Source organism: Chitinophaga sp. S165 (assembly GCF_003182155.1).
GTDB lineage: Bacteria > Bacteroidota > Bacteroidia > Chitinophagales > Chitinophagaceae > Chitinophaga.
On sequence record NZ_QGTG01000009.1, the window covers coordinates 82,411 to 94,436 of the forward strand.

The window sequence follows — 12,026 nt, forward strand, 5'->3', positions numbered from 1 at the left end:
GAGATACAAAAAAGCTACCAGCTCTACTATACGGAACCCTGATATTTGTTTTGAAGACCGGCCGCGGTGAGCATTCGGATGGAAATCACTGGCCTTCAGTTCTTTGAAGCACGCTGATGCGGCCTACCAGGGGTTAAATAAGTATTCCAAAGCCTAACCGCCATAAAAAAGCTCAAAAGCACGAAGCTTCAAAGAAGTGCAGCCAGGGATTCCATCCGAACTGCGAGCTAGAAGGTCAACACCAGAATCACTGTAAGCCCCATCCGCTTTTTAATAAGGACGTCTCTGACTGACAAGTTATATCCATGTATGCGTCGTGTATGAAGCATGTATACGTCATGTATAAAGCGTAGTCAAACCATATCGGCAATTAAATTTTGAGGGAGGGATAAAGTTGAAACAGGTACTACTCAGCCAGATATCTCCGGAAATAAAAAATCCGCAGCAAAGGACCGCGGATAAGTAGTAAGCTTAAACTATTGATTAAGTCAAGTATGTGCTATCGATTAATTGCCAATTAATTAGATGGTCTTCCAGCTTATTGCAGCTAGAATATCTCTTATGGTAATTGACCCCGTCAATCATTAGAAAATCAGTATTAAAGTACCCGCAATGATCAACACAGCACCGATCGCAGTTTTAATCGTCAAAGCCTCATTGAGGAAAACGACGGAAAGAATGATCGTCAGCGCAACACTTAGTTTGTCGACCGGAGCAACCTGAGAGACCTTACCCATTTGTAAAGCCTTAAAGTAGAAGATCCATGACAAACCGGTAGCCATCCCTGATAATATCAGGAAGATCAGACTGAACTTCGACAGATGCTGTAAACCCTTGCCCTCACCCCTGAAAAATACAATGCCCCAGGCCATGATCAATATGATGATCGTCCGGATAGCAGTTGCCAGGTCTGAATTCACCCCCGATACCCCAACTTTGGCAAAGATGGCAGTCAGAGAAGCGAATAAGGCAGAGAGTAAAGCATATATCCACCACATGATAAATCAATTAACTTTTATCTTAATAGATACGTTTGCCGAGGATGTTCAGGCTCCTTTCCACACCATCCAATACAGCAATATCCGGCAGGTGAGCCCATTCCTTAAATCCCAGCTGTTCAAACAAACGTAAACTCGGAACATTATGAGCGAAGATAAATCCTAACAGGGTGTGTACCTTGATGGAAGGACACTGCTCCATAGCATAACGCAGGATCGTCTTGCCATAACCCTTGCCACGGTGATCTTCATGCAGGTAAATGCTGATCTCAGCAGTTCCGTCGTAGGCAGGGCGACCATAGAAAGATTGAAAACTGGCCCAGCCAACAGTTACGCCATTGTCTTCCACCATCCATAAAGGACGTTTCTCGGGCGAGTGTACATTGAACCAGGGAATGCGGCTTTCGACCGTAACAGGTTCGGTATCAGCGGTTACCATACGGCCTGCAATAGTAGTGTTGTAAATAGCGACGATTTCCGGCAGGTCTTCTAATGTTGCGTTCCTGTAGTTCATTATACTGAAAAAGATTATATGCTTACAAACGTAGTAAAAAGCAGTAAATGCAACCATATAAAAATTACAGAAGGTTGCCTCGTTAGTGAGTAGTTCCTGCCTAACGTTAATGTATACATAGGATTTTGTACCGCTTAAAATGAGTAAACCGTTCTTTAATTTATATTATATATTTACCCGATATAACCGTATCCTTTTTCATCTCCATTGTTATGTACCTGTAGCCAGCTGTAATTCAGAACCGGAATGTGAACAACCTGTATTCTCAGAATAACCAAATACATGTAAGCATGAAGAAAATCAAACCAATTGTTCTATTGCTAAGCCTGTTCTTAGCAGCGTATGCCCACGCACAAACTCCGGTAGCTAAAAACGGTCAACTCAAGGTGGTCGGTACCAAACTTTGCAACCAGTATGGCAATCCTATCCAGCTTAGAGGTATGAGTACCCACGGTATCCAGTGGTACGGCTGGGGAAGTTGTCTGACTGCCGCCTCGCTTGACGCACTGGCGTACGACTGGGGTGCAGACGTACTGCGTATTTCATTGTATGTACAGGAAGGCGGTTACGAAACCGATCCTGCTGGTTTTACCGCACAGGTGAACCGTCTTATCGAAGAAGCCACCGCACGTGGCATGTATGCATTGGTAGACTGGCACCAGTTATCGCCAGGTGATCCAAACTACAACCTCTCCAGAGCGAAAACATTCTTTTCGGCTATTGCCAACACACACAAGAACAAGAACAACATTATCTACGACATCTGTAACGAGCCTAACTCAGGTGCTACCTGGGCGAAGATCAAAACCTATGCAGACCAGATGATCCCTTTCATCCGCGCTATTGATAATGATGCGGTGATCCTTGTAGGTACACACGGATGGTCCACTATGGGCCTCTCCGGCGATGGTTCCCTGCAAGACATCTTCAACAATCCGCTGCAGTTCCCGAACATCATGTACACTTTCCATTTCTATGCGAGAGATCACCGTACACAGTATCTGAACCAGCTGAACACAGCGTCCGACAGAATTCCTGTATTCGTAACCGAGTTCGGTACACAGGAAGCGAGTGGCGATGGCGAAAATGATTTCGCTATGGCACAGCAGTACATCGATCTGATGCGCAACAAAAAGATCAGCTGGACAAACTGGAACTACTCCGACGACTTCCGTTCAGGCGCTGTATGGCAGTCAGGTACATGTTCTAATGGTCCGTGGACCCCAGCTCGTTTGAAACCAGCAGGTGCATGGGTACGCGAGCGTATGTTAGTTCCTGCGGATGATTTTCCTGGTGGTGGTACTAACCCTGTTCCTACTAACCTGGCGTTAGGAAAAACAGTGACAGTTACATCCATAGAAGACGGTACACTTGTCGGAGGTAATGCAGTAGATGGCAATGCATCGACCCGCTGGGCAAGCGAAGAAGGCATCGATCCGCAGTCAATAACTGTTGATCTGGGCAATAACTACAGCATCTCTCAGGTGAAGATCAACTGGGAAGCAGCCTACGGTAAGAATTTCCGTGTAGAGATCTCTGCCGATAACGCGAACTGGAGTCTCCTGAGAGACGTTCAGAACAATACGTCACTGAGTAACGACTTCCAGAACCTGAGTGGTACCGGACGTTATATTCGTATTTATGGCACTGCCCGTGGTACAACTTACGGCTATTCTATCTACGAACTGGAAGTATATGGAACACAGGTTTCTACGCCTGTTGCTACCAATATCGCCCTGAATAAAACAGTAGCGGTATCTTCTATAGAAGGCGCTGAGTTTGCAGGCAATTATGCAGTGGATGGCAATAGCACAACACGTTGGTCAGCTACCCTTTATGTAGATCCGCAAACGATCACTGTTGACCTGGGAAGCAACTACAATATCTCTCAGGTTAAAATAGCCTGGGAAGCTGCCTATGCAAGGGATTACCTGTTACAGTTCTCAACTGACAATGCAAACTGGGTGACAGCGAAAAACATCCAGGGTAACACCTCACTGAATAACGATCATAGCGGCTTGTCTGCAACTGCAAGATATGTTCGCATACATGGTACGGCACGTGGATCAGAGTATGGTTATTCAATCTATGAACTGGAAGTTTACGGTACTGCCGCTGCAAGACAATCAACCATTGCACTTGCTGCTCCTAAAGCCGATCAGGCATCACAGATCACAGTTTATCCTGTGCCTGCACATGATCAGGTGACGATCAATCTGCCAGCAAGCAATAAACAGAAAAGCCAGATCACCCTTTCAGACATCAATGGAAAGGTTTATTTTTCAGGATTGACAACAGGAAACACTTATCGTGTGAATGTTAGCAAATTGCCTGTGGGTATGTATATCATACAAATTGTTACGGGAGATAAAAGAACGATAAAGAAGATCGTTAAAGAATAAAACCAGTTAACAGAAAAGGAGCTGTCTCTATATGAGGCAGCTCCTTTTGTTTATGTATGTCTTTAGTTATCAGATAAGTCTTTGAGTCTGTCTAAAACTGCATGTCATATTTATAATCTTTCTGCAACAGGCTATAAATGAATGCGTCCACAAACCTACCTTTCTGGAAGAATGCCTGTCTGACCTTGCCTTCCTGTTCAAATCCCAGCCTTTGCAGCAATTGAGAGGAGAGAGTATTGCCGGGATCAACATATGCTTCGATCCTGTTCATCTGTAACTCCTCAAATCCGTATTGCAGTAAACGATGTATACTATTGGTCATGATGCCTTTGCCCCAGTAAGCAGGGAGGAGATCATATCCCAGTTCCATTTTATAGTGCGTCCTGTTTATATGATGAAAGCCACAGGTACCGATCAGTTCATCCCGTCCATTCGTGGTTATAGCCCAGCGCATACCTTCTCCGCTGGTCAGTTTGTCGCGGAAGAAAGTGATCAGTTGTACCGCTTCTGAAACATTGACAAAACGTTCGATGTCCATAAAGCGCACCACTTTCTCGTGTGAGAACAGGCTGAATAGCGCGGCAATATCCTTTTCATCTATCGGCCGGAGACTGATGTTACCGGTCGTAAGCGCAGGTACTTCCATCTTTACGATTTATTCACTGACAGGATCCGGGTCCTTTGGGAGCACCGGTTTCTTTTTTCCCTTCAACGTTACGTCGCCCAATAAAATAGCCCAGGGCTGCATATATTCTATATGTTCAAAAATGATCTTCAGAATGGCAATGAAAGGAATGGCAAGGAACATACCCGGAACTCCCCAGATAAGGTTTCCAAAAACAACCCCTAAAATTGTGACAAGTGCATTGATCTTCACTTTGGAACCCATAATGCGTGGCAGTAAAATGTTACTGTCCAGGAAGTGAACGATCAGCAGGCCGCTGCCGACCTGTATGGTAGTGGCCAGGGAACTGTTAGTCAGTGTCAGCACCATACAGATGATGGTAGCAATATATATGCCCAGGTAAGGAATGAGATTGAACAATGCTGCCATGATACCCAGCAGGGTAGCATATTTGATGCCCAGTATCCAGAACATGGAACAGTTTACAAAGGCGACCACGATCATTTCTATCATCAGGCCGGATACATATCCTTTGATGATGTATCGTGTTTGCATGATCACGTCCAGCAGCTTATCGCGATGTTGTCCCCTGAACAGTCGTATCAGGAAGGTGACGATCAGCGAACGGTAAAGCAGCAGGAAAAAGGAATACAGCAGTACGAAAATAATGAAGATCAGCATGGAAGATAGAGAGAGCAGGGTAGTGCTTACGAACGAAGTAGCAGATCCCAGTGTGCCCATCGCCATTTGTTCCAGGTAGTCCATCTGCCGGGTGGAATCAATATGGAATTTAACGTTTACCCATGTCTGTAATGACTCCACCTGTTGGATCAGTTGATGTTGCAATTGTGGGAAATCCGCCACAAAAGCCCCCATTTGTGTTGCGAGCAGCATCAGAACGCCCACAAGCAATATCACAAAAAGAAGTACGACGGTAAATGCGGCTGCGCCACGGGAGAAACGCCATTTCTCCAGCTGACTGGCCAGCGGTAATAACATGATAGCCACAAGCATAGCAAATGCCAGGGGAATGATCAAAGTATGGCCCAGACGGGCGATATAAATGATCAGTATAATACATAATAGGGTAAATGCCAGTCTGGCATTAAACGGCAACTTCACCTCATTCATGGACAGTCGGTATTTCCCTCAAATATATATGTTAAAGAGGGAAAAGGAGAATGAGAATTGCAATTAGAAGAACAATGACATCAACTACTATGATTTCTACAGCAACTGTTTAAGATGTGGAATATAGATGACACAGGAATTCGGGGCCACCAATGATATAAAGAAGTGAGTACCACTCATTTTGAATACACCTTCTTTTACGTACCTGTCAATAAATTCGTACATGGGAATGCCGGCAGTCGCAAAGTCTGTCTGTACCGGCAGTGTGATATAATGTCCTCCGGGTATACGTTTGGCCATAAGTCGCTCAGCAACGGCCGTTTGCAGGAAGAGATTAGTAATATCCTTATTGGGGATCAATATACCGGCATACATGCTCATTCGCTCATAGTCGTTCACCGGCACAGAATCGAGTGTACTGGTGATGACTTTAGCATTAGTCAGGTTCAATGCCGAAACGATGTTACGCATGCGCATTTCCTCCCTGGTCATTTTCATGATCATCTGGGCGATCGGGTCCTGGCCTCGGGAGAGCAATGTATAGAACAGCGTACTGTCCGGCAGCTGGTCTGTTTCAGTCATCTCAAAACTGAACAAAGGCGTCATGAAGTGGCCCTTTTTATCAAAGGCCTGAACAATGATATCGACCATTTCCAGGGTACGTTTTTCATTCGGGAGAATGTCGATCTTCCTGAAGCTGCGGGGACTCTTGTTGAAATACTGCGTGAATGCCTTGGTATAGGCTGCAACGGTGGCATAACCGGTACGGTCGGCAATCTCGCTGACGTTAAATCCGCTATGTCTGAGCAAACCTGCAGAGAGTTCCAGGCGATGACGTTTGACGTATTGCCAGTACGGTTCACCCGTTACGGTGGTAAAACTGTGATAGAAGTAAGAGTACGAGATCCCAAGCCATTCCGAAACATCCTTCATCTCGAACGATTCTGATATGTGGTCATCTGCAAAACATAATGCTTTGAGTGCCATCAGCTCCATTTCATGAGCCGGAGGGTTGTGGTTCATAGTAAATGTGGATTTGAGGTGTTAAATGGTTTACGAAGGTTTTTCTAACGTTCCTGTAAGCTGTTATTACTTTAATAATAATTCACATATTAAACAATTAATTAAGTGATACGTATCGAATGTAAGATTTTGACTGAAGATTATGAAAAAAAACGTTTTAACGATAAACGTTATTGAGTACATTTTGTGTAGAAGAAAGTAAAAGTATTAGATTTGCGACCGCAACTTTAGAAATATTTAACAATTTTTATCTATTTCTGGCGTTAAAGTATAATTAGTACAATTATTGCGATTGCTTAGCCTGTTTACCCCTTATGCCTGCTGAAATACTCCGGAGTGCTTCCGGAAGGACTAAACATGATCTTTAATCAATCCCCTTAATTGATGCCAAATCTAAATTTATTGAAAAAATGCCTGTCTCGTGCTGTATGGAATAGAGTAGTAGTGGTTTTATTGATCTGTGCCCCCTTTAAAAGCTTTAGTCAATACTGGCAGGCCGGAGGTTTTTTAGGAACAAGTAATTACAGCGGCGACCTGGTACAACAACGGGTCGACCTGAAATATACCCGTTACTCCATAGGGGCATTTGTAAAACGTGATGTGAACCGTTACCTCACTTTCCGTGCGGGCTTAACTTATGGCAGGATCGCAGGTGCAGACAGTACCAATACTGACACCATGCTGCTGAAACGTAATCTCAGCTTCCGTTCTCCGATCTTCGAAGCGCAACTGGGCGCTGAATTTAACTTCCTGGACCTGGACGAAAAACGTATTACGCCATACGTCTTTGGTAGCGTAGCGCTTTTCAGTTTTTATCCTACCACCAAAGATGCCCAGGGGAATACCGTCAATCTGAGGCCGCTGAGTACAGAAGGGCAGGGGATGGCGCAATATCCTACCCGTAAACAATACAACCTTCGTCAGATCTCCATCCCATTTGGCGCCGGTGTTAAGATATTGCTTACTGACAACTGGATCGCGGGCTTCGAAATAGGCTTCCGTAAAACCTTTACAGACTATCTGGACGACGTAAGCCTTACTTATGTTGACCGAAACTCCCTTTTGAGGTCCCGGGGTTCAAAAGCCGTAGACTTTGCCTTCCGCGGCGACGAAGTGACCGGCGGACATGTAAGTCCGACCTCATATCCTACCGACGGAACAAAGCGTGGTTCTGACAGGTACGACGACTGGTACGTCTTCACCGGCTTCACACTCAGCTACCGTTTTGGCGGCGGTGGAGGTTACGGACCCAATCATTGGAAGAAACAAAAAGTATCGAACTGTCCAAGACTATAAATAATATAAAGACTATAAAAGATTATAATCCATAATCCATTACTGATAAAACAAAATAGCCTGTATCATACTTTTGATACAGGCTATTTTTATTCGGATACCTGCCAGAAACAGATGTCCATATGAACTGTTCTCAGCCCTTCATTATTTTCGCTTCATCCTTCGTTCACCTTCCACCCTTCAATTAACCCATCAACCATTAACCCACTCTCTTCTGTTTTAATAGTTAGAGAATTAATCAATGAGAAAAATACTGCTACATCAATAAAGGTTCTCAATATGATGATCAGTATCTCAATAACCATAGTGTCAACTGCAGCATAAACAGTAACATAAATAGGCGTATAAATAATAACATCAACATCTGCATAGCAATAGATGAACGACAAATGCATTGGGGCAACAGGCAATAGATAGTACGAAGAATAAGAACAAAAACGAGATCGAAACCCCAAAGTGAGCGAGCATAAAAACAACTCTTCATAATATAATATAGTGCCTGGAGGTACGGACCGTTTCAGATGGAGACTACGGGCCTTAGTCCTTTGAGAGCGTTGATACGCTTGACGGGAGTTAAATAGCGTTCAATGTCCCCACGCTTGATAACGCCCGATAGTAAGGGCTCGAAAAGGAGTACAGCCCGTAGGCCCATCTGGAAAAGGTCCGTTCGAAGCCAATCAACAAACGCATCAACAAACGCAATCAACAAACAACAATCTACTCAACAAACTACTTAATAATAAACCACACAAAACAGAGAACGATTTTTTGGCATACTTCTTGAATTTTATCAACCAGACAGAACAAAACAAATGTCTCGAACCGAATACACATACTATACATTAAAAAATACCGTTTAATAAAACAAGCGAACGCCATCATCTTTATTCATCAAATTATTATTTCTTAACGGACAACTATTCCAATCTTTATTTTTTTCCAACAACTTTAAACGACAACAGTATGAAACAGATAGTATTAGTATTACTGCTGATAGGGGGAGGTATACTCGGAGCACAAGCACAAGGAAAAAGAGGCCACGGTCATCGTCATAATGATTGCCGTGTAAAGAATTACAGAGTTCATCACGGTCGCTGGGATGATTGTGGCAGAGACTACAGAGGCGCTTATTACAGCTGCCGTCCTGCACCTGCTCAGGTAGTATATGTAGAACCAGCACCGGTAGTATATGTACCGGCTCCGCCACCGCCTCCACGTCCAAGAGTTGTCTACCAGCGCGCACCAAGAGTGGTGATCGCTACAGGTCCTATTGTAGTTGGATTGTAAGATAATTGTTCCAGGCGTCGGCGCAGTGATCAGGTTTGCCAGCACCAGGACCGGTTTCCTGCAGGAAAGCAGCTAACCGCTCGGGGTACAGGGCAGTGGCCCGGGAAGCACATCTCCCGGCACCGGACAAATCCTCCGGTCTGAACCGGCCAGCGGAATTACGAATGACGAATTATGATTGTGTGTATCTTTGCACCGATTGTAATTCGTCATTCGCATTTATCGTAATAAGAAATATGGCATATAAGAACCTGAAACACTTCATAGATACACTAGAAAAGGCAGGAGAACTGATAAGGATCAAAACTTATGTAGATCCAAAGCTGGAAATAGCGGAGATCACCGACAGGGTAAGTAAATCACCCAACGGGGGAAAAGCGCTGTTGTTCGAAAATACAGGATACGATTTCCCTGTACTGATCAATTCCATGGGCAGCTACAAACGTATGTGTATGGCCCTGGGAGTACAGGAGCTGGATGATGTGGCGAATGAGATAGAAGCACTCGTGAAATTATTGTCAAAACCTAAAGAAGGTCTGCTGGATAAACTGGCGATGCTTCCTAAACTGGGACAGTTCGCATCCTGGATGCCGAAAGTAGTAAGTGGAAAAGGCGCCTGCCAGGAAGTGATCATGTCAGAGCCTGACCTCACTAAAATACCCGTAATGCAGTGCTGGCCTAAAGATGGCGGTCCGTTCATTACACTCCCCGTTATTCATACCAAAGATCCGAATACAGGTACCCGTAATGTGGGCATGTACCGCATGCAGGTATTCGATAAAACCATGACAGGTATGCACTGGCACAAACATAAAGTGTCAGCGAAGCATTTCATGGAATATAAAAAACTGAAGAAACGCATGCCGGTAGCGGTGATCCTGGGAGGTGACCCTGCATATACCTATTCCGCTACAGCACCTTTGCCGGAAAATGTAGACGAGTACATGTTGGCCGGTTTCCTGCGTAAGCAGAAGGTGGAACTGGTAAAATGTATCACACAACCGGAAATTGAAGTTCCTGCCGATGCTGACTTCGTAATAGAAGGATATGTAGATCCGGAGGAAGAACTGATCTGGGAAGGACCTTTCGGAGATCATACCGGCTACTATTCATTGGCAGACTGGTACCCACGTTTCCATGTAACAGCTATCACGCACCGTAAAGATGCCGTTTACCCTTCCACGATAGTGGGAATTCCTCCACAAGAAGACGCCTGGATCGGAAAGGCGACAGAAAGGATCTTCCTGGCGCCAATCAAAATGACGATGGTACCTGAGATCATCGACATGGAAATGCCGGTGGAAGGTGTGTTCCATAACCTGGTCATCGCCCAGATAAAAAAAGATTACCCCGGACAAGCGCAAAAGGTGATGAATGCGATGTGGGGCGCCGGACAAATGATGTTCAATAAGATACTGGCGGTCGCGGATGAAGGGACCAATATACAGGACTATAAGGAGCTGGCCAGGTACATGTTCAAAAATCTGAACCCGGCTACAGACATCTATTTCAGCCAGGGGCCGATGGATGTGCTGGACCATTCCTGCTCGAAGATGGGCTTCGGCGGTAAAATGTGTATTGACGGTACCCGCAAATACGAAGAGGAAATAGAGAGTGAACTGATCATAGAGAAGCATCCGTTTAACAAAGAAGAGATCCTGAAACGTTTTCCGGAAGTAAAAGGGATCAATGACTCTCTGCTGAAAGAGGATATTCCTTGTATCCTGGTGTCGGTGCAGAAGGCCCGTCCTATGCATATTAAGGAGCTGAACGAACAGATATACAGTTTGCCGGAAATGACGGCTGTGAAAATGGTATTGTACGTAGAGCATACTGTAGATGTCAGCGATCTGGCTTCTGCACTGTGGCGCTTCTGCAATAACCTGGATCCCCGTCGCGATAGCTTTGTTGTACGACCTGCATTGCCTGGACATCCCGGTAAGACCGGCGCCGGTATTGGAATGGACGGAACATTGAAAACACGTCTGCTGGATAATTTCGAACGTGACTGGCCCAATATCATCGTTGCAGATGATGCTACTATCAAGATAGTTGACGAGAAATGGCAATCATTGAATATTGGCCCATTCATAGCTTCTCCATCCCATAAATATAAATCACAGATGTATGGAGAAGAAGCTGTCGTTCCGCAATAGCCTGCTAACAATACTCTGCCTGTGCGCCTGCCATATAGCAAGCGCACAGGTAAACCTGGCTGATTTTCATTTCCTGGACCGTATGGAGGGATATTGGACAATGAAGACCAGGCTGGGTATTTATGCCGAAAAATGGAAACGTGTTGACGATAATACCTGGAAGGGCAGGACTATGCGCATAGAAGGGAGTGACAGTACCAAACTGGATGATATGTTCCTGTTCCGAGATGGGGACGCTATCTATTTCACGATTGCAGCTGTAAAGGATAAAACTACGGGAGAGCCTGTCCTGTTTAAATTACGTGTATTGAAAACCGTTGGTTTTGTAGCAGAAAACCTCCAAAGCCCTTACCCCCAGAAGATAATATACCGCTGGAAAGATGAAACGCATATGGATGCTCATTTTGAAGGCAAAGAAGAGAAAACGACCCGGGAGATCATCATGCAATATTCAAAGCGATAATGCCGGATCCGGTCTGAATTCCCAATTGCGTAAATCAAATTCCCGATTGTATAAATAAGTAACGCAAAGCTGGTATAGCTTTGCGTTATTGTTTTACATACATAAGGACAGTCTGCAATTGTACTTCGATT

The 12,026-nt window shown here is 44.8% G+C and carries 10 protein-coding genes; 5 read left to right on the forward strand and 5 right to left on the reverse strand.

Features of this window, described 5'->3' with window-relative positions:
- Positions 1 to 584: 584 nt before the first annotated feature.
- Together C7475_RS26945 and C7475_RS26950 are read right to left on the reverse strand one after the other, a co-directional pair.
- Complete coding sequence (locus C7475_RS26945) at positions 585 to 998, reverse strand: EamA family transporter (RefSeq protein WP_110056531.1); 414 nt, start codon at positions 996 to 998, stop codon at positions 585 to 587.
- Between the two features lie 22 nt (positions 999 to 1,020).
- Positions 1,021 to 1,512 carry a GNAT family N-acetyltransferase gene (locus C7475_RS26950; RefSeq protein ID WP_110056691.1) on the reverse strand — a complete coding sequence of 164 codons (492 nt, stop codon included), beginning with the start codon at positions 1,510 to 1,512 and terminating at the stop codon, positions 1,021 to 1,023.
- Between the two features lie 290 nt (positions 1,513 to 1,802).
- Between C7475_RS26950 and C7475_RS26955 the strand changes: the two genes are divergently transcribed.
- Positions 1,803 to 3,914: a cellulase family glycosylhydrolase gene (locus C7475_RS26955; RefSeq protein ID WP_110056532.1), complete on the forward strand. Its 2,112-nt coding sequence runs from the start codon at positions 1,803 to 1,805 to the stop codon at positions 3,912 to 3,914.
- 91 nt (positions 3,915 to 4,005) lie between these two features.
- On the opposite strand, the gene C7475_RS26960 is transcribed toward C7475_RS26955, so the two are convergent.
- The 3 genes from C7475_RS26960 to C7475_RS26970 form a co-directional block, all read right to left on the reverse strand.
- Complete coding sequence (locus C7475_RS26960; protein WP_110056533.1) at positions 4,006 to 4,560, reverse strand: GNAT family N-acetyltransferase; 555 nt, start codon at positions 4,558 to 4,560, stop codon at positions 4,006 to 4,008.
- Positions 4,561 to 4,569: 9 nt separating this feature from the next.
- A complete protein-coding gene (locus C7475_RS26965) occupies positions 4,570 to 5,670 on the reverse strand; it encodes an AI-2E family transporter (RefSeq protein ID WP_110056534.1) in 1,101 nt (366 codons plus the stop codon).
- A gap of 96 nt (positions 5,671 to 5,766) precedes the next feature.
- Positions 5,767 to 6,693, reverse strand: coding sequence for a helix-turn-helix transcriptional regulator (locus C7475_RS26970; protein WP_110056535.1), 927 nt, complete (start codon positions 6,691 to 6,693; stop codon positions 5,767 to 5,769).
- Positions 6,694 to 7,095: 402 nt separating this feature from the next.
- Here C7475_RS26970 and C7475_RS26975 point away from each other — a divergent pair, with 402 nt between their 5' ends.
- From C7475_RS26975 to C7475_RS26995, 4 genes are all read left to right on the forward strand, one after another.
- On the forward strand, positions 7,096 to 7,989 hold the full coding sequence (locus tag C7475_RS26975; RefSeq protein WP_158286628.1) for a DUF6089 family protein: 894 nt from the start codon (positions 7,096 to 7,098) through the stop codon (positions 7,987 to 7,989).
- A gap of 963 nt (positions 7,990 to 8,952) precedes the next feature.
- Positions 8,953 to 9,276 carry a hypothetical protein gene (locus tag C7475_RS26985; RefSeq protein ID WP_110056538.1) on the forward strand — a complete coding sequence of 108 codons (324 nt, stop codon included), beginning with the start codon at positions 8,953 to 8,955 and terminating at the stop codon, positions 9,274 to 9,276.
- A gap of 236 nt (positions 9,277 to 9,512) precedes the next feature.
- Positions 9,513 to 11,432 (forward strand): menaquinone biosynthesis decarboxylase, encoded by a 1,920-nt coding sequence (locus tag C7475_RS26990; protein ID WP_110056539.1) that lies wholly within the window; start codon positions 9,513 to 9,515, stop codon positions 11,430 to 11,432.
- Positions 11,404 to 11,895 (forward strand): hypothetical protein, encoded by a 492-nt coding sequence (locus C7475_RS26995; protein ID WP_110056540.1) that lies wholly within the window; start codon positions 11,404 to 11,406, stop codon positions 11,893 to 11,895. Before C7475_RS26990 ends, C7475_RS26995 begins: the two co-directional genes overlap by 29 nt.
- Positions 11,896 to 12,026 lie beyond the last annotated feature (131 nt).

Coding starts and splice junctions, on each gene's coding strand:
- C7475_RS26945 (WP_110056531.1), bottom strand. CDS start 998: ATGTGGTGGATATATGCTTTACTCTCTGCCTTATTCGCTTCTCTGACT.
- C7475_RS26950 (WP_110056691.1), bottom strand. CDS start 1,512: ATGAACTACAGGAACGCAACATTAGAAGACCTGCCGGAAATCGTCGCT.
- C7475_RS26955 (WP_110056532.1), top strand. CDS start 1,803: ATGAAGAAAATCAAACCAATTGTTCTATTGCTAAGCCTGTTCTTAGCA.
- C7475_RS26960 (WP_110056533.1), bottom strand. CDS start 4,560: ATGGAAGTACCTGCGCTTACGACCGGTAACATCAGTCTCCGGCCGATA.
- C7475_RS26965 (WP_110056534.1), bottom strand. CDS start 5,670: ATGAATGAGGTGAAGTTGCCGTTTAATGCCAGACTGGCATTTACCCTA.
- C7475_RS26970 (WP_110056535.1), bottom strand. CDS start 6,693: ATGAACCACAACCCTCCGGCTCATGAAATGGAGCTGATGGCACTCAAA.
- C7475_RS26985 (WP_110056538.1), top strand. CDS start 8,953: ATGAAACAGATAGTATTAGTATTACTGCTGATAGGGGGAGGTATACTC.
- C7475_RS26990 (WP_110056539.1), top strand. CDS start 9,513: ATGGCATATAAGAACCTGAAACACTTCATAGATACACTAGAAAAGGCA.
- C7475_RS26995 (WP_110056540.1), top strand. CDS start 11,404: ATGGAGAAGAAGCTGTCGTTCCGCAATAGCCTGCTAACAATACTCTGC.